21 protein-coding genes and 1 pseudogene are annotated in these 21925 nt (G+C 39.5%); 4 read left to right on the top strand and 18 right to left on the bottom strand.

The genetic code is table 11. The features are described 5' to 3' along the window. The first annotated feature begins 29 nt into the window (after positions 1–29). Positions 30–1049 carry an IS30 family transposase gene (locus tag A2G56_RS08495; protein WP_172793788.1) on the top strand — a complete coding sequence of 340 codons (1020 nt, stop codon included), beginning with the start codon at positions 30–32 and terminating at the stop codon, positions 1047–1049. Between the two features lie 196 nt (positions 1050–1245). On the opposite strand, the gene A2G56_RS08490 is transcribed toward A2G56_RS08495, so the two are convergent. The 9 genes from A2G56_RS08490 to A2G56_RS08445 all read right to left on the bottom strand — a co-directional run bounded on the left by A2G56_RS08490 (position 1246) and on the right by A2G56_RS08445 (position 11477). Then, a complete protein-coding gene (locus A2G56_RS08490) occupies positions 1246–3759 on the bottom strand; it encodes an SEC10/PgrA surface exclusion domain-containing protein (protein ID WP_082785135.1) in 2514 nt (837 codons plus the stop codon). Between the two features lie 145 nt (positions 3760–3904). Next, positions 3905–4717, bottom strand: coding sequence for a pur operon repressor (gene purR, locus A2G56_RS08485; RefSeq protein WP_062711491.1), 813 nt, complete (start codon positions 4715–4717; stop codon positions 3905–3907). Between the two features lie 192 nt (positions 4718–4909). Then, complete coding sequence (locus A2G56_RS08480) at positions 4910–5848, bottom strand: 3'-5' exoribonuclease YhaM family protein (RefSeq protein WP_062711488.1); 939 nt, start codon at positions 5846–5848, stop codon at positions 4910–4912. Continuing rightward, positions 5838–7112 carry a DNA recombination protein RmuC gene (locus A2G56_RS08475; RefSeq protein ID WP_062711485.1) on the bottom strand — a complete coding sequence of 425 codons (1275 nt, stop codon included), beginning with the start codon at positions 7110–7112 and terminating at the stop codon, positions 5838–5840. The genes A2G56_RS08480 and A2G56_RS08475 overlap by 11 nt, the downstream gene beginning before the upstream one ends. A 14-nt stretch (positions 7113–7126) precedes the next feature. Beyond that, complete coding sequence (locus A2G56_RS08470; RefSeq protein WP_062711482.1) at positions 7127–7753, bottom strand: thiamine diphosphokinase; 627 nt, start codon at positions 7751–7753, stop codon at positions 7127–7129. Continuing rightward, complete coding sequence (gene rpe / locus A2G56_RS08465; RefSeq protein WP_062711479.1) at positions 7746–8408, bottom strand: ribulose-phosphate 3-epimerase; 663 nt, start codon at positions 8406–8408, stop codon at positions 7746–7748. Before rpe ends, A2G56_RS08470 begins: the two co-directional genes overlap by 8 nt. Positions 8409–8414: 6 nt before the next feature. Continuing rightward, positions 8415–9287, bottom strand: coding sequence for a ribosome small subunit-dependent GTPase A (gene rsgA, locus A2G56_RS08460; RefSeq protein WP_062711475.1), 873 nt, complete (start codon positions 9285–9287; stop codon positions 8415–8417). Positions 9288–9816: 529 nt separating this feature from the next. Beyond that, positions 9817–10656 (bottom strand): amino acid ABC transporter substrate-binding protein, encoded by an 840-nt coding sequence (locus A2G56_RS08450; RefSeq protein ID WP_062711469.1) that lies wholly within the window; start codon positions 10654–10656, stop codon positions 9817–9819. A 254-nt stretch (positions 10657–10910) separates the two neighbouring features. Beyond that, positions 10911–11477, bottom strand: coding sequence for a GNAT family N-acetyltransferase (locus A2G56_RS08445; protein ID WP_062711467.1), 567 nt, complete (start codon positions 11475–11477; stop codon positions 10911–10913). Between the two features lie 214 nt (positions 11478–11691). Here A2G56_RS08445 and A2G56_RS08440 point away from each other — a divergent pair, with 214 nt between their 5' ends. Beyond that, the gene (locus A2G56_RS08440) at positions 11692–12186 is read left to right on the top strand and encodes a VIT1/CCC1 transporter family protein (protein WP_062711458.1); all 495 of its coding nucleotides are present in this window, start codon (positions 11692–11694) and stop codon (positions 12184–12186) included. Positions 12187–12236: 50 nt separating this feature from the next. Here A2G56_RS08440 and rsmA read toward each other — a convergent pair whose 3' ends face one another. From rsmA to A2G56_RS08415, 5 genes and pseudogenes are all read right to left on the bottom strand, one after another. Continuing rightward, complete coding sequence (gene rsmA / locus A2G56_RS08435) at positions 12237–13109, bottom strand: 16S rRNA (adenine(1518)-N(6)/adenine(1519)-N(6))-dimethyltransferase RsmA (protein WP_062711455.1); 873 nt, start codon at positions 13107–13109, stop codon at positions 12237–12239. Positions 13110–13131: 22 nt separating this feature from the next. Continuing rightward, positions 13132–13574, bottom strand: a pseudogene (locus A2G56_RS08430) (HIT family protein). Between the two features lie 2 nt (positions 13575–13576). After that, complete coding sequence (gene rnmV, locus A2G56_RS08425) at positions 13577–14146, bottom strand: ribonuclease M5 (RefSeq protein WP_062711453.1); 570 nt, start codon at positions 14144–14146, stop codon at positions 13577–13579. A gap of 283 nt (positions 14147–14429) precedes the next feature. Then, positions 14430–15203, bottom strand: coding sequence for a TatD family hydrolase (locus A2G56_RS08420; protein WP_062711449.1), 774 nt, complete (start codon positions 15201–15203; stop codon positions 14430–14432). A 324-nt stretch (positions 15204–15527) separates the two neighbouring features. Next, positions 15528–16736 carry an excalibur calcium-binding domain-containing protein gene (locus tag A2G56_RS08415; protein WP_157761212.1) on the bottom strand — a complete coding sequence of 403 codons (1209 nt, stop codon included), beginning with the start codon at positions 16734–16736 and terminating at the stop codon, positions 15528–15530. Positions 16737–17031: 295 nt separating this feature from the next. Here A2G56_RS08415 and ruvB point away from each other — a divergent pair, with 295 nt between their 5' ends. Together ruvB and A2G56_RS08405 are read left to right on the top strand one after the other, a co-directional pair. Continuing rightward, positions 17032–18033 carry a Holliday junction branch migration DNA helicase RuvB gene (gene ruvB, locus A2G56_RS08410; RefSeq protein WP_062711438.1) on the top strand — a complete coding sequence of 334 codons (1002 nt, stop codon included), beginning with the start codon at positions 17032–17034 and terminating at the stop codon, positions 18031–18033. A gap of 183 nt (positions 18034–18216) precedes the next feature. Beyond that, positions 18217–19566 carry an MATE family efflux transporter gene (locus A2G56_RS08405; protein ID WP_062711436.1) on the top strand — a complete coding sequence of 450 codons (1350 nt, stop codon included), beginning with the start codon at positions 18217–18219 and terminating at the stop codon, positions 19564–19566. A gap of 66 nt (positions 19567–19632) precedes the next feature. On the opposite strand, the gene rpmH is transcribed toward A2G56_RS08405, so the two are convergent. The 4 genes from rpmH to jag all read right to left on the bottom strand — a co-directional run bounded on the left by rpmH (position 19633) and on the right by jag (position 21913). Further along, positions 19633–19767, bottom strand: coding sequence for a 50S ribosomal protein L34 (gene rpmH, locus A2G56_RS08400; RefSeq protein ID WP_000831903.1), 135 nt, complete (start codon positions 19765–19767; stop codon positions 19633–19635). Between the two features lie 91 nt (positions 19768–19858). Continuing rightward, positions 19859–20263 carry a DUF3021 domain-containing protein gene (locus tag A2G56_RS08395; protein ID WP_062711434.1) on the bottom strand — a complete coding sequence of 135 codons (405 nt, stop codon included), beginning with the start codon at positions 20261–20263 and terminating at the stop codon, positions 19859–19861. A gap of 12 nt (positions 20264–20275) precedes the next feature. Further along, positions 20276–20722, bottom strand: a complete 447-nt coding sequence (locus A2G56_RS08390) for a LytTR family DNA-binding domain-containing protein (protein ID WP_062711432.1) — start codon at positions 20720–20722, stop codon at positions 20276–20278. A 144-nt stretch (positions 20723–20866) separates the two neighbouring features. Then, positions 20867–21913, bottom strand: coding sequence for an RNA-binding cell elongation regulator Jag/EloR (jag, locus tag A2G56_RS08385; protein ID WP_062711430.1), 1047 nt, complete (start codon positions 21911–21913; stop codon positions 20867–20869). Positions 21914–21925: the final 12 nt, after the last annotated feature.

Below are 21925 nucleotides of genomic sequence, written 5' to 3'. Positions count from 1 at the left end.
GCCAAACAAAGTATAAAGGAAATATGAACATGTCCACTAATCATTCTACCACAAAACAAGCCTATCACCATCTTTCTGAAGCAGAACGTGGGAAAATGGAAGCCTATCTTTCAGAAGGATTGAAACCAGCTGAAATTGCGAAACGTTTGAGTCGAAATCGCTCTACCATCTACCGTGAACTCAAGCGTGGAACTGTCAGGCAAGTTAAACAGATCAACGGAAAGAAAGTTTACTACGAACAATATGTCGCAGAAACTGCTCAGATTCGTTATTCTGAGGGTAGAAAAGGAAGTTACTATCTGAAACTTGAGAAAGTATCAGAAGCTTTCTTGTTAGCTTTCACAGAAGCTATGCAAGCTAAACCCAGAATTCATAGTGTAGATACTTTTGCCTATTCTTATAAGCTTGAGCATCCTGAGGAAGTTGTTCCCAGTACCAAGACGCTTTACAATTACATCCACCAAGGTTTATTGGACATCAAACCAATTGACCTGCCTAAAGTTGTCCGCATTCGTAAAAAGACTAAGAGCCGCCCATCAACTAAGAAATACCTTGGAACTTCTATTGAGAAGAGACCAGATGATATCAACGATCGTTCAACTTTTGGGCATTGGGAGATTGATTCTGTTCTTGGGTTAAAGACTGCTGGAGAGCCTTCTATTATGACTCTAGTTGAGAGGCAGACTCGTTTTGCACTCACCATTAAACTTCCTAAAAAGAGAGCTGAGTACGTTAATCAGGCTGTTTTAGACTACATGGAAAGCTATCCAATAAAATCAATAACAGCTGATAATGGAAGTGAATTTGCTTTACTAAGCGACCTAGAGGGTGTTGATATCTACTTTGCACATGCTTATTCATCTCACGAACGTGGGACAAATGAGAACTTCAATGGTTTGCTTAGAGAGTTTATACCAAAAGGAGTCTCACTTAAAGGACTTACTCTAGATGACTTAGAGATGTATACCCAAGCTATTAATGATAAACCAAGAAGAATACACAACTATCAGTCTTCTAAAAAACTGTTTGAGCTAGCTCAAACAGTATAAAAATCATTGACTTAGTCTGATGAACACTGTGTTGCACTTAACTTGACAACTGGGGGCATTGTAAAAGCCCCATAACCTCTGCGGTGAAGTCACCCACTACAGAAATTATAGAGCCCTGATTCTGTCTTGTGATTAACGATAAAGCAACCACTAGAGTTGACAACGAGCCAGTCCTTTGATGGACTAGATCGATAATCTAGTTGTTTTTGCGTTTGACAACCAATCCTGCCATGCCTAAAATGCCGATTCCAGTCAGGATGAATCTTGCAGAAGTATTATCACCAGTTTTTGGAAGACTAGAGGCTTTGCTTTCATGATGATTTTCTGATTTAGCCATAGCCTTATCATCCGAAGTTACACCGGTCTTCATATCCGCTTTTGAAACCATTTGAGAAGCGACTGGAGTCCCTGGAATAACTTTATTGGTCCCATCGAATGTTGGGACATTTCCTGGAACAATAGCTTTATTCATAGCTGCATCAGTTTCTGTTTCTGTAGAAGTAGCATTCGGTGCGCCAGGCACTTCCACTTCTTGTTCACTAATCAATGTTTTAAGAAGCGACTTAGCGTTCTCTAGGTTCTCTTTAGCTGTTCCATAGGATTTTGCTGCTGATTGCAAATCATTCTGTAACAGTTGAAGAGCTTTGACATTGACTTCTAAACCTGCTTTTGCTGTTTGAAGATCGTCTTTGAGTACTTTAACAGTAGCTGCTGTCCGAGATACGAGTTCTGGATCTTGGAATTTTTGCAATTCTTTGGATAGTTTTGCAATTCTTTCTTTCAAGCTTGCAACAGAGGCTTTAGATTCAGTAGTAGCTGCTTGTAAAACTTGATATTTCTTGAGTTCTCTTGTTAAGTTATCTTGAGCAATTAGTTTTTCTTGAAGGCGAACGGCACTGAGTTGTTTAGCTTCTTCAAGTTGTGAACGTAACTTGCTCTTGTTAGCTGCCAATGTTGTTTTCAAGGTTGATAACGTTTTATAGTTATCACGTGATGTCGACAATTGTTGATTGAGTTTTTTCAATTTATCTTTAGCACGAACAACTAGTGTAGAGGAAGCAATCGTCGATTGTTGAGCTTTCAAACTGTCAATTTCTGACTGAATAGCGGTCATAGCTGATTTTACTGCTGAAATTTGAGCGCTATTATCAACCGTTTTAGCTGCAACGAGTGATGTCGTATTGAAACGAGATGATTTGACATTGGCGGATGGGATAACATAAATGTGCTGGGCATTTGATGTAGAAGAAACACCTAGATAGTATGGTCCATTATTGCTATTTTGAAGCAAACTGATAGTATGCCCATAATTCGATGACACATCATTAAATAACATATAGACTATCGAATTATAGAAGTAGTTCTTCAACTGATCAACTGTTTTAGCATTACCAAAGAAACCTAAGCTTTCATAACCACGGTTATCAGAGTATAAAAGACCACGATTTTGCGCATGTTTTCCAATGATACTTGGATTGTGTGCATTCCCTAAACGACCATATCCAGAACGACGATATTCGTTTGCGATAGCTGCAGCCATCTCTTGTGCCGTTTTTGTAACTGTCAACGTTGCCAAACCAAGTTGGGAGCGAACATCGTTCAATAGTTCACCTGTAAACTGCGCCATTTCATTTTGAACAGCAGTTGAAAGGTTATTAGGATCAATATATCTTGTTTTATCTGCAGCAATCGATTTGTATGAGTTCACACCATTACCATTGTACAACACACCATAAACGGAAGACTGAACACCAGACTCAATTTGATTTTTCAATCGTGAAGCTGATTGGTTATAACCAGATGAGTAAGTCCATCCACTATTTTCGATTGTCTTTAAAGCTGGGTAAACAACGGTTTTGTATGTTGATGGAAGAACGATTCTATTGCTTCCAGTAACCGAGGCAACTTTAGCAGTTGTTTGATCTGATTTTAGTTTATTTAAAGCAGTTTGTTTTTGTGATAATTCTTCTTGTTTTTCAGCTAATTTTTTAGCAAGATTTGCTTTCGCAGTAGTTGTCGCAGAGATTACTGCTTTTTCAGCAGCAGATACTTCGCGTTCCAAACGACTCACTTCAGCTTTGGCGCTAAGTAAATTAGTAGATACTTTTTCTGGTGAAGCAACTAAAGAAATCAACTCATCAACTTTTGTTGCTGCTTCTGAAGCTGAACGGTTAGCCTCTGAGGCTGCTGTGCTAGCAGATGAAACTGTTACCGATTGAGAATCTGCTGCTGATTGGTTAGCAGCATTTACTGCTGACTCAGATGTATAAGTTTCTGTTACAGAAGCAACTTGAGATGCTAACTCTGAAATATGTTCAGATGATCCTTCGGATTTAATCGCAACTGCTTCAGAATGTTCTGCCAGCGCACTAGCTAGTTGTTCTTCAAGGGTTGCAACTTCAGATGTTGACACTTCAATTGTTTCAGATTGTGAAGCAACTTGACTTTCTTTTTCTGAGAAAGCTTCACTTGCACTATCCGCACCAGCTTGCGCGTTAACAACTAGCGCATTGGCTTCAGCCACTGTTGTTGGAACAAGGTCGACAGTTGTCGATGTTGTCGCTCCAGGTTCGGTTGGTGTAGAAACTGCCGTTACTTCATCAGCATGAACATTTGTTTGGTTGGCTAATCCAAAACCAAGCAAAGCAATCGTTGATGTTGCAGCTAGCTTCCCTGAATTTTCCCTTACTAATTTTAATTTCTTCAACATAAACTTCCACTCGTTATTCTTATTTCATTTCTAATGAATTCCACAATTCTCAAAAAACAGTAGAATTCAATCAGCTTATAAATAATAACACATGAATGTTTCAATCCTGTAACATTCATGTGTTAATTCTATAATTCACAAGGTTCTATTGAAAAATATTTCCAGTTTCTACAGTCACTCGATTATGTTTCACATCTAACTCAGAAACTTTTAATAATGATTTATAGGAAACATCCATTTTTTCTGTTTGGGCATTCTCAGCGAAAACAGCGACACCAACTAATTCACTGTCAAATTCTGCTAAAAGTCCCATCATTCCCGTCACCGTTCCGCCACCTTTTAAGAAATCATCCACAATAAGAACTCGACTTCCAGGTTGTAGGCTACGTTTTGATAAGAACATCTTCTCAATACGGTCTGATGACCCACTAACATAGTTAACAGAAACCGTTGATCCTTCCGTAATTTTCAAATCACGACGAACAATGACAAATGGTACATTAAGAACATTAGCAACTGCATTCGCTAGTGGCACACCTTTTGTTGCAACTGTCATAACAGCATCAATTTTTTCACCTTTGAAAGCATTGGCAATAATACGCCCAACATTTTGTAAAATAGTTGGCGTACTCAAAAGATCTGTTAGATAAAGATAGCCGCCAGGTAAAATACGATCACTTTCGGAAAGTTTGCCACAAAGATCTTCAACAATAGTTAGTGCTTCGTCTTTTGAAATACTAGGTGTGAAAATCACTCCTCCACTGGCTCCGGTGACTGTCTCAATTTCACCAATATGGCTTTCTTCAAAAGCTTTTTTGATAATAGCAATATCCTCAGAAATAGAGGACTTAGCCGCTTCATACTTACTTGCAAAAGTGTTTAAATTTGTTAATTGGTAGGGATTGTTAATGAGATAATTTGAAATCACAACCATACGTTCACTTCGTCTTAATTTCATCCTTTTCTCCTCTAGTCGATATGATCAAACAGCCGTTTTGTGACATTCTTTTTAATTACGATGGCACATAAACAAAGGTTTTCTATATTTTGCCGTACTATCACTTATTTTGTAGCTATTATAGCATAAACCTAATAAAAAGCGAACATTATCCTCAAATAACGCACGCTTTTTTATTTTTCTCTTGACTATTTATATTTTTGGCTTATAAAATGAACGATTATCTAGAGCAAAGAGTCGAGAGGTCATTTCACCTTCGCCCACTCTACTCAAGGCAGTCGTCATCATCATCATTTCAGCATCAATGTTATCTATCATATGGATAATTTCAGCCTCCATGATTCTAGGACGAACTGGACTACCATATTCTAAAAGGCCATGATGACTCAGAACAACGTGACGAAGCACTGTCACTTCTTCTTTAGTATCATCAATATTTAATTCTGTTAGTACTTTAGTGATTTCTTCATCGATAAGAGCAATATGACCAATCAAATTACCACGAACAGTATACTCTGTGTTATCTGGCCCTGACAATTCGATAACCTTGGCTAAGTCATGAAGCATGATACCTGCAAACAGTAGGCTCTTATTGAGCTCAGGATAGATGTCACCGATAGCATCAGCCAATCGTACCATGGTTGCTGTGTGATAGGCTAGTCCTGATTCAAAGGCATGATGATTCGTTTTCGCAGCTGGGTAGGTGAAGAATTCTTGATGGTATTTACGGTAAAGGGCACGAATAATGCGTTGCCAAGTTGCATTTTCAATCTTAAAAACCATCTGCTCTAAGTAGTCTTTGACATCAGCCACGTTTACAGGCGGTTTTTCTTTGAAATCACTTGGATCACTCGGTTCGCCATCTTTTGGTAAGCGCAGAGTAATTTGATTGACTTGAGGGGTATTGTTATAGACCTCACGACGTCCTTCCATATGGACAACCTTTCCGGCGGTGAAAGTTTCGACATTATGAGCTTGCGCATCCCAAAGATTACCGGAAATCTCCCCTGAGTCATCTTGAAAAGTCATAGAGAGAAAGTCTTTTCCAGCTCTTGTTTTACGCAATTCTGCTTTTTTGATAAGATAGAACCCTTCAAAAGGCTCATCTTTTTTCATTTGATTAATTTTCATAAGAATCCTCGTCTTCTAAAGGTGACATATCTAAGAGGTTTGTGGTTGCACTATCCTGATAAGTTTCAATGGTTTCTAAAGCACGTCGTATAGAATTGGTCCGAGTCGTCAGGAGGCTATCAACAGTCTTACTAGCTGTCGACAGTTGCTTCTGCGCTTTGACTAGCATATTTCCAAATTTATCAAACTCCAACTTGACGTTACCCAAAACTTTACTAATATCATCAGCATTCTTTTGAATATTAAGTGTTCTAAAGCCGACAGATAAAGAATTTAAAAGTGCTGACAGTGTCGATGGTCCAGCGACAACAATATTTTCCTCACGTCTGAGACTATCAAAGAAGGCTGACTGTCTCACCACTTCAGCGTAAAGCCCTTCTGTTGGTAAGAACAGCACCCCAAAATTTGTGGTTTCAGGTGGTTTAATATATTTTTGATTAATATCTTTGGAAAACCGTTTAATACTAGACAAAAGCGCTTTTCGGTAACGCTCAACCTCTGCCTTATCTCCCGTTTCATAGGCATCTTCCAATCTATAATAATCTTCCAAAGGAAACTTGGAATCAATGGGAAGATAAACATAGTCTCCCTGACTGGCTCCGGGCATCTTGATAGCATACTCTACCCGTTCTGATGAATTCGGAACAGTAACAAACTCTCGCTCATACTGATTTTCAGTCAAGATATCTTCAATAATTTGCCCCAGTTGAAGTTCTCCTAAAATACCACGCGTCTTAGTGTTAGACAGAACTTTATTAAGTGTGCCAACATCCTGCGCAACAGTTTTCATCTCACCGAGGCCTTGGTTAACAGACTCAAGCTGCTTAGACACGCTATCAAAAGAAGCCTGCAACCGTGTTTGCAAAGTTTTTTCCAACTTTTCTTCAACGGTCAGACGCATCTGTTCTAACCGTTTTTCGTTAGAATCTTGCATTTCTTTCACAGTCATCCTTAACCGTTCGGTCATTGTATCTAGTCGTTGGTCTGACCGATCGCGACTGTCTGAAAGGTTCTGATGCAACATTTCGCGAATCTCTGTTAACTGCTGATAGAAGTCCGTTTGTAATCGATTAAACTCTTGGCTTATGGCTATCCGTACTTCATTTGAAGAACGTTCGTTCTGATAGGAGAGTTGCTCTGAAAGATTGTCTATATGATCTTCCAGCTGATTTTTGAGAATGCCTTCTAAGTGTGTGACCTTGTGATATAAAAAGAAAGTTAATCCAAGGCTAGCTAGCAAAAGTAATATGATTAAAACCAGCATCGTAACCCCTTTCTCTAATCTTTACTTTCTATGACCACAACGTAACCAGAAGGCACAGTCAAGGTAATCGGTTTTCCAATAGCTTCATTACTGGAGTAGATTTTTTTCTTAAAATAATTAGCCGCGGTCAATTCGTACTTGGTACCCAAAATGCTCAACTCCGTTTCCTCATCTGTCATAAAAGCAAGATAAGTCATCTCTGGATGAGTGTCAACCGTATGCTCACCTTTTGGATAATAGGAAATGAAGTTGGTATCATTTGCCAAATGAATCTGGCGCATATAAGGTTGTAGGTCGGGATCGCTAGGTAAAAAGATATTAGATAAAAAGTGGTCAACACGACCACCAAAGGCACCAAATAACGTGGCCTGCGCCAGCGGATATGTCTTAAACAGTAATTTCAGTGCCAACTCCGTATCTGTATCATTTTTTTCAGCGGGCGATTGGTAAATCCGAGCACCAGACGATACGATTTTAGTCATTTCTTCTTCAGAAATGGAATCAAAATCTCCCACTGCCCAATCCAGAGCGAAGCCATTTTCCAAAAGCCTCAAAGCCCCACGATCAATACCGATATATAAATCAAAATCTCCTCTCGGTGGACTGTAATCGCCACCTGCTAACAAAGCGACCTTAGTCATTCAAAGCCACACGCAGGGTGTCAACTTGAGATACCAAATCTTGAGCTTTGAAAAGATACGAACCGGCTACAAAAACATTGGCACCAGCATCGGCACAGGCCTTAATCGTCTGGTCATCAACACCACCGTCTACTTCAATGTCAAAACGCAAACCTTTTTGGTCTCGTAACTGAGCAACCTTGCTAACCTTTTCCAAGCATTCTGGAATAAAGGCTTGCCCACCAAATCCAGGATTAACCGTCATGATAAGAACTTGGTCAACCAAATCCAGGACAGGGATAAGATTCTCCACTGGTGTTCCTGGATTAATCACTACGCCAGCTTTCATACCAGCAGCCTTGATTTTTTGAAGGGTTCCATGGATGTGTAATGTACTCTCAGCATGAACAGTCATGATATCTGCACCAGCCTGTGCATAGGCATCAACAAAACGTTCAGGATTGACGACCATGAGATGAACATCAAAAACAAGCTTACTGTGTTTTCGCATACTAGCGACAACGTCGGCACCAAAACTGATGTTAGGCACAAATTGACCATCCATAATATCAATGTGAACGTACTCAGCACTGGTTTCTTCAATGCGCTTGAGCTCAGAAGCAAAATTGGCATAATCAGCGGCTAAAATAGATGGAGCGATTTTATGAGTTGACATGATGGCCTACTTTCTTTTGATAACTTTGAGATATGTTTCGCGACGATTTTCGATTTCGCTAAGGAATTGAAGGTAATTATCATAACGAGATTGCCAAATGTCCCCCTCTTTAAGAGCCTCTTTAACGCCGCACGCTGGCTCATGGGTGTGGCTACAAGAGCGGAACTTGCAAAAATGGCTGGCTTTTCGAATTTCTGGAAAGGACTCACTAAGATCTTCAGCCGTTTTTACTTCATAATCCAAAGACGAAAAGCCCGGTGTATCTGCAATTTTCCCACCATGAACATTGTAAAAACTGACCGCACGTGTGGTGTGACGACCACGTCCTAGACTATCTGAAATCTCACCGGTTTCTAAGGCCAACTCAGGCGCAATGCTATTAAGTAAGGTTGATTTGCCAACGCCTGTTTGACCCATAAAGACTGTGACTTTGTCCTTTAATAGAGGTAAAAGCATCTCTTGTGAAGTCACGAAATCGTAACCAATTGCTTGGTAGCGATCAGCGATAGTTTCCATTTCTACTGGATTTTCTAATAAATCCATTTTGGAAATATAAACAACTGGCTGAATTCCCTTATGCTCTAACAAAACCAAGAAACGATCCAATAGATTAGCGTTGAAATCCGGTTCTTTAGCTGACATAATGACCACCGCTTGATCAATATTAACAATCGGTGGACGAACAAGGCTGTTTTGTCGTTCGTGAATCTTCAGAATATATCCTTCAGAATTGTCCTCTGCTGTGAAATCCACAAAATCCCCTACATAGGGGGTTTGACCTTTTTTTCTAAACTTTCCTCTGGCTCTGGTTTGATAGACTTGCCCTTGGCATTCTACATAGTAAAATCCTGCCAAAGCTTTGATAATTCTTCCTTGCAAATGAACTCCTTAGTAATCAAGATATGTTTATTATAACAGAATTATCAGCATTCTTCAGCAGCTAATACCTTTTTCAACTGGCTAAGATAAAAGACTAGAGATTTGGCCTCCTAACAAGGTTAAGATTTGTACAAATAAGCCACCATAAAGACAAAGTAGGCATGCTTTTTTTATGTGAGTAATCTTTTCATACGGGATATGACAAATAATAATAAAAGCGCCAAGAATCGTTAAAAAGCGAAAGAGTTGGCATAGATAGGCCATCTCCAATAGATGGGCCAGAGGAAGCAAGAGTAAGGCCCATAGGTAAATAAATTTAGACCGACGTACCCAACCACCCTTTCGACAAGTTTCCGTCATCAACATAAAACATGACAGAATGGACAACGTCGAAATCAAACATAACATTAGAGGCATCATAATCATTCCTTATTTTTTCTTCTTAACTATTCATTCGAAAAAAAGATAGCAAAAATAAAAAAAGATAAACTTTTTTCAAAGTCTATCTCAATTCCTTATGGTTACAAGGCTATTTTGTTGGTACTTTCAATGCATCTTTAGCAGGAACGTACTCTTTGTTACCAAGGTGCTCTTCAGCTAACTTAGCCAAAGTCCCATCTTCTTGAAGTTCTTTGATGCGCTTGTTTACAAATTTTTGTAAATCATCTTTTCCATCTGCAAAGATAAAGTAAATATAAGGTTGATCTTCTGATTTCAACTCAATGGTTTTAATATTGTCTAACCCTTGAGATTTCACAATTTCATTGACCGTTGGAGCATCAAAAATTTTGAAGTCAGTCTTACCATCATTCAAATTGCGCAAGATTTGAGTGATGTTTTCATCTGTAAATTGTAAGTCAACTGGCTTATCAGAATGCTTTTTATTAAACTCTTGCAGTTGTGTCACTGTTGTGTTTCCCTGAACGACCTGTGTCGAATGCCCAGCAATATCGTCAAACTTTTTAATATCACTGTCATTTGTGACTGCTAACACCGAAGGCGTAGACCCTGTTGGGTAGGAATAGAGGTACTTAGCAGCGCGTTCTTCAGTATAAGAAAGGTTGTTACCACTCATTTGATACTTACCAGCATCAAGGCCGGTAAAAATAGATGTCCAAGCAATTTTTTTGAAATTGACTTTATAGGTATCAGAATCTTTAAAGATCTCACGAGCCACTTCAACATCGTAGCCGGTTAATTTGCCGTCTTTTTCATAAGAAAAAGGAGCAGTAGTTCCTACTGTTGCAAAAACAACTTCTTCTTTACCAGATTTGTTTTTTTCAGTAGCTGAATCAGATGAACAAGCTGCCAACACTAGACCTGATGCTAAGGCAAGACTGGTGACTGCTAAAACTTTTTTCAATGTCATGTTATAACTCCTTAAAACGATTTAAGGCCATTATACCATGAAATCACGCCCAATCTCCTCCAAACAGTTATACTATTTCATTATCATCACGATAGACAAAGGCTATCACAACTGCTAAACTCGGTGACAATCAAAAGCAGACTTGGCAACGCCGTTACAGCTGGAACTAAAGGTCATCAAATCCAGTCAATAACGTCTGCTCTTGATTTTCGAAGCGTGCAAAACCCTAGCCGATAAAACGACTAGGGTCAAGATTACTCTAAACGATTATTGTGTAAATTCAGAACATACACAGCCTTATCAATCCACTGACCATCTTCAAACATAAATTGCTCCCGAATAACTTCTAATTGGAAACCGATTTTCTCAAGAAGATGCCGTGAGGGGGTATTTGCTAAAGAAACGTGCGCTTCAATCCGATGACAATTCAACAAAGGATATAGTTGCTCAATAAGTGCTGATAAAGATTCGTAAGCGTAGCCACAACGCCAATCTTGGTTATGAATAAAATACCCCAATTCACACCAATTCATATTAGCACGCGCTAACACGACTACATCAATCATTCCTAAATGACGACCCGACTTTGTGAATATGGCAAAAATATATTGCTTATCCTCCTCAGCTAGATGTCTATGTCGCCTCACCAAATTAGCAAACCAATCTTTGGTGCAGGGCGTCAGATCAATATAGCCATCATCATATGGTGATTGCGATGGTTGACGCTTACTATAGGCTTGGTACCAAGCGTCGTAGTTCTCTTTTCTTAGTGGTTGGATTACTAGACGCTCTGTTTCTATTTTAACTGTCGAAAAAGACATACTGCCTCCATTTCTTTCGTTTAATGGAGTTTATCCTCCATAGCCAATTTATCTACTTTAGTCAACATAGCTATCACAACCTTTCAATGAAACCAAAGATATTTTCGTCAAAACGCCTATTAACAAGGAATCTGTTCGTTTGGTCACTATCTTTTTAATAAAATAAATGAGATAATAATATCAGAAAATAAGAAAAAGTAGGAGGAAATATTGTATGAATATCAGTCATTATGCAAAGTCCATTACCTATGGTGGACTTGATGGCATTATCACTACCTTTGCCGTCGTTGCTGGGGCTATTGGGGGAAACTTAGGAACAGCAGCTATCATCATCTTAGGTTTTTCTAACCTTTTGGCCGATGGGTTTTCCATGGCAGCAGGAGATTACCTAAGCTCTACAACTGAAGAGGGCACAGACTCATCAAAAGCACTTAACAACGCTGTCATGACCTTTCTCTCTTTCAATTTCTTCGGCTTAATTCCTCTTCTCAGCTACCTTTTATTAATCCATCTCTCTGACTTTTCTGATCGTGTTACCTTAATTTTAGCCAGTCTACTCGTCTCCCTAGCGCTCGTCGCTCTTGGTTGGATTAAGGCAATGATTACAAAACAAAGTAAACGAACCGAAATTGTCCGAACACTCATCGTTGGCATCGTTGCGGCAGCAGTAGCCTTCTTAATTGGGCAAGTCTTGGGTAGTTTCATTTAGCAAGTAAAAACCAAAAAGTGTTTCAGGTTTTCTGAAATGCTTTTCTTTTTTTACAATCCTAACTCCTTGAGAGCGTCCGCTAAACGGCCGAAATCTTGAATGGAGAGAGCCTCACCACGAACATTTGGTTTAAGCTCCGCTTTTTCTAAGGCTTTTTCCAATATCACTTTGACATCATCTGTTTTTCCAAATCGATTCGTCAAATTGTTCCAGAGGGTCTTACGCCGATGCACAAAACTAGCTTTTGAAACGTCAAACAAGAAATCCTCATCCTGAACTGGCACCAAAGGATTTTCCCTACGAACCATCTTGAGAATAGCGGAATCCACGTTGGGGGCAGGAACAAAGACGGTGCGAGGCACAATGAAGGCTACCTTGGCCATCATGTAGTATTGAACAGCAATCGAAAGAGAACCGTAAGCTTTGGTGTTTGGTTCAGCTGAAATGCGGTCTGCCACTTCCTTTTGCATCATGACCACAAACTCTGTGAAAGGAATTTTGCTCTCAATTAAATGCATGAGGATAGGGGTGGTGATGTAGTAAGGAAGATTGGCTACCACTTTGATCGGCAGTCCTGGATTTTTAAACTTCTGAATCTCCGTCTGCAAATCTGCTTTGAGGACATCTTTATTGATAACTTGAACATTATCAAAGTCACGAAGCGTGTCGGCTAGAATCGGAACCAAGCGCTCATCAATTTCAAAAGCCATAACTTCAGCGGCATTTTCCGCTAAAAATTCGGTCAAGGCCCCAATCCCAGGACCAATTTCAATGACATTAACCGTCTGATCAATCTCAGCCGTGTCGACAATCTTCTGCAAAATGTTAGTGTCGGTCAAAAAGTTCTGACCGAATGATTTCTTAAAAGTAAAACCGTGACGCTCAAGAATGCTCTTGGTCACGGAGTAGTCTGCGATACGCATAATATTTTTCTTTCTATTTATGTCATTCTAAAAGGAGTTTGGACTTCATATTTTCTAAATCTGCTCCTGAAATGCTATTGTCATCAGAATACAATTCTTCAAACGGCTATCACCAAACTGGACCCTTGCTATTATATCCGTATTCTCCTAAATCACCAGACTTTCTCGGAAATAAATGCCAGTGTAAGTGGCTATCATCATTTCATAGACTTTCAATATTCATTTTCTCTGCAGAGAAAACTTTATTGACAGCCTTTGAAACGTCTGCTATTTCAGATAAATGATAGTCTCGAAAATCCCTAGGTAAATCATGTAATTCTGTCACATGTTCTTGACAGAGAAAAATAACGTAGCTCTAAAATGCTGATGGTCACCAACAACGACATCGCCGGTCTCCAGCTCTTTGACGAAATAAGGATTGGTTTGCGATTCAATCATTTCAATACGCTCACAAATCAGACACATGATTATTCTCCATACTCTCCCATCACTTCCTCAACTTCTGCCAGTGTCACTCCAAAGAGTTCCAAGCGTTTGAGGAGTTGTTTGCCATTGCTGTAACCAATGCGAAGTTTTTGTCCTAAATACTCGCGGCGTTGCCGGCTATCTGTTCCCATAAGAAGACGAAGACGTATGAGATCAGATTTGGTAATGTCAAAATAATCTTCGTCATCGAAATGCTGAGTAACTTTTGACAAGGCCTTATGTAAATCCTCAAAGCTAGCATGTTCAACACCAAGAGAACGCCCCTTTGTTTTGGTTTTTGGAACAGCCTCATCTCGATTAAGAAAAGCATGGCGAACAGTCGGAATAGCATCCATAATGACGCGTCGAATCCTCTCTCCGCTATAATCTGGATCTGTAAAGACGATAACACCACGAAGGTCATGTAGCTTTTCAATGCGTTCTAAGTCATCTTCGGAAATAGCTGACCCTCGTGTTTCGTAGGTATCTACATCGTAAAATCGCTGAAGATTTGCGGTATCGTCCTTACCTTCGACAATGAGAACCTCTTGTATTTTTAGTTTTTCTGTCATATGCTCCTTTTTCGCTAGCTTCCTCAAGAAATGGGATATAAACAACTGCTTTTCAACAGCTGTGACTCATTGTGATACTTAAAATTTCAGCAATCTCCTGAAGCTGCAACAACAGTAATTGGCTTAATGTTTTTAAGGTTGAACTTGTCAATCGCAGTGGTTAAATAGGGTCAAGTTCACACCGATTTCATTATCTCTTAGAGACCTACTTGGTAAGTCAGAGACAAGACAAGAAAGGCAAATCCTTCCGATTACCAATTTCTCTATTGCTCACTTCGATCACCTAGTCCTCTAATCCAAAGAGACGATTGGCATTCTCGGTTGTGATGTTTGCGACTTCTTCAACCGTCATATCCCGTAGCTCTGCTATTTTTTCAACCACATAGCGAGTATAGGCAGTTTTATTTTCTTTCCCTCGTTTTGGTACGGGTGCCAAATAGGGCGCGTCTGTTTCAACAAGGATTTTATCTAGGGGCAATCGCTGCGCTGCTTCTTGGACATCAGTTGCCTTTTTAAAAGTCACAACACCTGAAAATGAAATCATCATCCCCAAATCAACAAATCTCTGAGCATCTTCGAATGAGCCAGAGAAAGAATGCATGATGCCCCCACGTGGACCAACACCGGCTTCCTTAATAACTTGGTAAGTATCCTCAAGGGCGTCTCGAGTATGAACCACAAAGGGCAAATCCAAGGCTTTTGAAAGAGCTATTTGGCGTTTAAAAACCTCAATTTGAACCTCTTTGGGGTCTTCCATCCAGTGATAATCAAGGCCAATTTCACCAAGTGCCACGACTTTGTCATGCTTGAGAACTTGTTTGAGATAGGCTTCTACCTCGCTATCATAAGACCCTGCTTCGGTCGGATGCCAACCAAGCGTTAGGTAAACTTCTGGATGATTATCAGCAATCTCTAAGGCCTTCTCAATCGTTTCATGGTCAAAACCGACGACATTATGTCTCGTAACGTCCATCTCACGCGCCAAGTTTAGCTCTTCTTCAACAGTTTCTGTAAAATTCTCCACATTTAAGTGAGTATGCGTATCAAAGATTTCCATAATTTAATGTTTTATTTTTCCTTATATTTCCCAATGATTTTTTCCTGTTTTAGTTAATATATGGTTAGGGTGTTGGTTAGTTTCAAAGTACAATGCGATTTATCCTCATCATATATTTTGAGTAACATGACTATACGTTTCTTTACTTATTGATGCAAATGACATAACACTTTATTCGCTGATGTCACTTTATCCCATCTAACCTAATGTTCTGATCATTCTACATCGTTTTATCATCATCCACAGAGAGCGTATGTGTTGCAAAACAATCAAAGCACAATATGTTCTCAATAGATTAATGTGGCACACGCCATTTTCTTACACTTAAGCATCACAACCCACACCATCTCCATCTCTATCCAGCCACGATCCATACTGTGGATCACTAGCTGGAATGTTCACTCTACCTGCTCTCCTTGCTTCCGTACAATTTCCAAATGGTCTTAACCCTTGCTCAGGCGCCTGTTGCGGCGGGGTAGGTGGGACCGTTAGAGATGGTTGAGGAGTCAATTCTTCTGAGCGCTCTTTCTCTTCCTGTTCTTTTCTTTCCTGCTCCCTTCTTCGCTCCTCTTCTATTTCCTTTTGCTTCTCTTTTCTTTTTTCTTCTTCTTTTCTTTTTTCTTCTTCTTTTTTCTCTATTTTTTGAGCAGCCTTTTCTGAATAGTAAAAATAAAGAACAATTTCTGCATCTGCAACAGCTTCTATATTTCCGCTTATATTTTTAAAATTTTGTCCTTCTATATCGATACTGTCCATTTTATTGTGGAATCTTTCATCGTCGATAGGAATAAAATCTTCTTTGATTTCTGAGAACCCAACTGATTGCAAAGTTTTCTTAAAATTTTCTACATCTGTCATGCTATTTTTCATATAAGGTAGAGTGATAAAAGAACCATCCTCTTCATATTGCTTTAAAATTAAAGTAGAGGATGTTGGAAGATAAGACGACTCTAATTCTTGAATCTCTTTCCCTTTGTAAATCTCCTCATCAACCTCTAGCGCATGAACTGTTTTTTCATTTTCTGTAATATATCTATCCGTAATATACCTAACTCTCAGCTGTTCCTTACTAATAGATGTTGTAAGAAAACCATCCGACCGTAGTTTACCTGCTACTTTCTCAATTGTGTCACTTGTACCAATTGATAACTTTGCATAATTTTTTGGAAACTCATGGTACTTTATTTTGACCTCAGTTGATTTCCCATATTTTGCGCCTTCCTCGAAGAAGGTATCTCCTGCTATTTCAACTTCCATTACAGTTCTATCTTTATCCTTCCCTTTTTCCAGATCTCTGATAGGAACAGCCATAACATTTTTGAAACCTTGTGTTTGAAATTCCTCTTTCACCTCATCAAGCAGTTTATCGGTGAAATAAGATGAAGAATGAGGCACCGCAGTTCTTGAACCATACCAAACGCTAAAAATAACAAAAAGAAAAGTAGCTGCCGCAATGTAATATATCCGAGAACGCAAAGATAATGTTGTAAGAAATATTTGCAAACGAATCTTTAAAATTTCTAATTGATCCAAATTAGGTATACAAAATACGATCACAAAAAACAGTATGAGGCAAAGTAACACTAAGTACATCTCTATCTCCAGCAAAAAATGTTTATTTACAATTATACCTTATTTTACAGCTTTAATAAATATATCGTCTGAATAAAAGCTTGTCTAATATCTCAATGGCTTGCTTTACAGATAAAATAGTAATAATCAAGGAATATGGAGATAGCCAACTAAAACCAATAATTCTACATAAAAACAATAGCGGAGTAGGTAACTACAGAGGGAGTTTTCTTTCGCTTTATGGTAAAATAGCCTTATGACAAGAATTTTAGACAAGGATTTAATGGGCGATGAGGAGCTTGTGGAACGCACGCTTCGCCCACAATATTTCAGAGAGTATATCGGCCAAGACAAGGTCAAAGAACAGCTAGAAATTTTCATCAAAGCTGCCAAAATGCGCGATGAAGCCCTAGACCATGTTCTTCTTTTTGGACCCCCAGGTCTTGGTAAAACGACTATGGCTTTCGTTATTGCTAATGAACTCGGGGTTAATCTCAAGCAGACATCCGGTCCTGCTATTGAGAAAGCTGGCGATTTAGTTGCCATCCTTAACGAACTAGAACCGGGTGATGTTCTCTTTATCGATGAAATTCATCGCATGCCTATGGCGGTTGAGGAAGTGCTTTATAGCGCTATGGAAGATTTTTACATTGACATCATGATCGGTACCGGCGAAACTAGTCGAAGTGTTCACTTAGATCTGCCACCATTCACTCTTATCGGTGCAACCACTCGTGCTGGTATGTTGTCCAATCCTTTGAGAGCTCGTTTTGGAATAAACGGACATATGGAATACTATGAGCTAGTTGACTTGACGGAAATTGTTGAGCGGACGGCTGATATCTTTGACATGGAAATTACTCATGAAGCTGCGATCGAACTAGCCAAACGGAGCCGTGGAACTCCTCGTATCGCAAACCGCCTCTTAAAACGAGTGCGCGATTTCGCCCAAATCATGGGAGATGGTATCATCGATGATCACATTACTGATAAAGCCCTCACCATGCTGGATGTTGATCACGAAGGTTTAGATTATGTGGACCAAAAAATCCTCAAAACCATGATTGAAATGTATAATGGTGGACCAGTCGGATTAGGAACCTTATCTGTCAACATCGCTGAAGAACGCGAAACCGTCGAAGACATGTATGAGCCATATCTCATTCAAAAAGGGTTTCTTATGCGTACACGTACAGGGCGTGTAGCAACGGCTAAAGCCTACAATCACTTAGGATACGATCACTTTGAAGAAAAATAAAAGGGCTTTATGCTGACGCCAATTGCTAAAACCATTATTTATAACACACAGGATAGAGGTATTTGTAGGTTGTTTTATTCATAAGTCAACATACTTAGAAGGACTGGCAGCTAGCTAGGAAAGGGAAGTCTAAGCGCTTTTAGGATCCTTATCCTCTATTTTGTTATTGTTAAAGGAGATTATATGCATGATTTAACCAAGGGGAGTCCTATCAAGGTCATCCTTCTTTTTACTATTCCTCTCTTAATAGGGAGTTTTTTCCAATTAGCTTATAACTTTGCTGACAGCATGATTGTTGGGCAGACGCTTGGAAAAGAAGCTTTTGCTAGCGTTGGAGCTACTGGTAGCCTGACCTTTCTCATCCTCGGCTTTGCTCAGGGGTTAACAGCAGGATTAACTATCGTTACCGCCCAAAAATTTGGAGCTAAAGATGACGATGGGATTCGAAAAAGTTTTGTTCACGGTGTTTTTTACGCTTTGATGACTAGTCTGGTTTTGACAGCTCTGGCTCTCACCTTCCTTCGACCTAGCCTAGAACTCATGCGAACACCTGATAATCTTATCGACCATGCGCAACATTTCTTGACTGCTATTTATGGTGGTATGGTTTTCACCATTTTCTTTAACTATCTCTCCAACGTTTTAAGAAGCTTGGGTAATTCCAAAACACCCTTGATTGCTCTGATTATCGCAAGTATTATTAACATTGTCTTAGATTTCACCTTTATTTTAAACTTCCATATGGGGGTTTTTGGAGCTGGTTTAGCCACTATTATTGCACAAGCTTTCTCTGTTATTTATCTAGCTATCTATATTCATCGGAAAGTACCTTATTTTCACATGCGGCTATCAGATTGGCGTTTAGATCGTGAAAATCTCAAAAAACACGCACAATTAGCCTTTCCTATGGGATTTCAGTCCAGTATCATCGCCATCGGTGCCATTATTCTCCAAATCAGTCTTAACCAACTAGGAACCAATGCTATTGCAGCGCAAGCCATTGCCAGTAAAACCGACCAGCTGGCAATGTTGCCTATGATTAATCTGGGACTAGCGATGTCAACCTTTACGGCACAGAATTACGGGGCTAAAGAGTATAAACGTATTTTGCAAGGTCTTTACCGTACCGTTTTTATCGCCATTCTCTGGGCTATCTCTTTCGCTACTATCTTGATTGTTTTCAACCGTTTCTTCAGTGGCCTGTTTCTTTCAGATGGCAGTCAAGCGGTATATGATCTTGCATTATCTTACTATGTCATCAACGGAGCTCTCTACTGGGTTCTCTCGATTCTCTTTGTGACTCGAAGTTTTATTCAAGGTCTTGGAAAAGGACTGGCACCTACTCTAGCAGGCATTATGGAACTCCTTATGCGTGCAGGAATTGCCACTGTAGGCTCCATCTATTTTGGCTTTAGTGGTATTGCAGCCTCCAACCCTGCTGCTTGGTTGGGAGCCCTGCTTGTACTGCTACCAAGTACCTTTATAATGCGTAAACGTCTAAAAGCACAGGCAAATGCCCCTCGAGTTGCATAAATTTAGAAAAACAAAAAAACCGAAGTCTCGAGCACTTCGGTTTTTCTATTTATCATTTATAAGTCATTATGCTGATAAGACTTTACGTCCTTTACGACGACGGCTTGCGAGCACGCGACGTCCATTTTTAGTAGACATGCGGTGACGGAATCCGTGTTTACGTTGACGACGAATTTTACTTGGTTGATAAGTACGTTTCACAGTGAATACCTCCTCATAGATTTTCGTATTCGTTTAGCCGGCTATTTGTGATATCAGTTACTAAACATACTAAACTATAATATAGTAAATTCTATCTCTTGTCAAGATTTATTTTTCTATTAGCTAGCTTTTGATTGATTTTACGCACACTGTCTTTATTTTGCCAACTAAAATAAAATACAATAATGCCATAAATGAAAAGAAATTGCACACTTGCCCCAATGATATAGGCAACTTCAAACGGTAACCAAGCATTATAAAACAACATTCCCATCACCAAAAGATAAACGCTTAGCATACTCAACAGTCTCTTTTTAAACGCTGACCACTTGGGATGATCATAAATAAGGCTAGAGACTCCCATGAGACCACTTGCCAACCAATCTATCAGGGCATTTTCCCAAGTTGGTTCAAAACCATATAGGAGCAAACAAAGAATATAGATAATAGAGCCAATTCCTACACCCATCATAAAATAATCAATCACTTTTTTCATCTGCTTTTTCTCCTATAATCCCAATCGCTTTTCGAGACCTTTCAAATAACGTCTGCTGACAGTCACTGTCAAACCACCTGTTAAAAAGGCTGTCATATTACCCGAAAAAGAAGCCTCCATCCGTTCTAAATGTTGGATATTAATCAGACTTTGTTTAGATACTTGAACCATATCTGGATGATTCAGCCTTTGTTTAAACTGATACAGTCGCTGGCGTGTTGAAATGTCACGATTATGATAGTGAATAGTCAGGTAATCACCATCTACCTCAGCCGCAATAATATCATCTATTTTCAGAATAAGAATATCATCAAACGTCTTAACGCTAACAATCCCGTTTGAACTACCAGCATAAGCTTCCAGATAGGCCATTAAGTCTACGACCTCCGAGGTGTACTCTTGATTTTTGATGATAATAGATAACTCATCCACCGAACTTTTTTCAAAGAACCACTTCATTTGCCACCACCTCTTCCCCTTCCTTATGCTTCTATGATAGCAGATCCTCATCGGTTTGTGACACTTTCTTAGGTAAGTGGTCAAAACTTGGTTGTAAGCGGTCAACAATATAAAAAAGAAGTTAGACTAGCTAACTTCTCGATACTAATGACCTGATAACGTAACCACAACATAGCGATTAGGATCGTCACCTTCTGAGTAAGATGACACTCCTTCAATTTGCGAAATCGTTTTGTGTACTGTTTTGCGTTCACTATTACTCATTGGATCCATGTCAAACGACTCACCCGAATCCAAGACACGATTTGCTATTTTATGGGCGAAATCAATCAAAGTTTCTGTCCGATGCTCAACGTAATCATGAACATTAATGGACACAGAATAATGGCGTGAATAGCGATCATGTAAATAATTTTGCGCCAATAATTGCAAGGATTTCAGTACTTTTCCGTGATAACCAATCACACGACCAGGCTCTGTCGTCTCAATTTGCAAACTGATGCGACGGCGACTGGTTTGAGTGTCAATGCTCGCTTCCACATCCATCTCATCAATAATTTTCTGAACATAGGCTGTCACTTGCGTAGCAGCTTCCTCTAATTCCTCTGCTAACTCTGGTAGTGGTTCCTTGCTATCCGTTGAAAATTCTTTGGCAACGAATTGGTCAAACGTCTCTTCGCCAGTTTCGACTTCTCTTGCTTCAGAGGATTCTTTATCAACGCTTGGTTGTTCTTCGATAATCACGAGACCTTCAGATTCTTCTGTCACACGCACAGCTTCTTCAGAAGAGTCTACCGAAGGTTGAGGCTCAGTCGGTTCAATCGATTCGTCCGTCACTCGTTCAGCCTCAGTTTCTTGAACAAATGCTTCTTGGCCTGATTCACTTGGAACAGAAGTCTCAGAAGGTCCCTGAGCGTCAACTGACTCAGTAACTAAGGCTTTCTCATCCAGTTCAGTGGTTGATTTGGGACGTTCTTTGAAAATACTAGTCACACTGCTTGCTTTTTTATCAGATGCTTGGGCATCGTCTAAACTAGAAACATCTACTTGCGCAGGTTTTTTACCAAATCCTAAAAACCCTTTTTTCTCTTTCGAAATGACCTTGATACGTGCTTTTAAACGAGGGATTCCTAGCTGATTTAAACCAGTCTCAATCGCTTCTTCTACGTTTTTACCTGTAAATATAGCCATTTTCTATCTCCT

The organism is Streptococcus halotolerans, from assembly GCF_001598035.1.
GTDB classification, from domain to species: domain Bacteria; phylum Bacillota; class Bacilli; order Lactobacillales; family Streptococcaceae; genus Streptococcus; species Streptococcus halotolerans.
The sequence above is the reverse complement of the archived record's forward strand: the minus strand, read 5'-3'. Positions and strand labels throughout refer to the sequence as shown.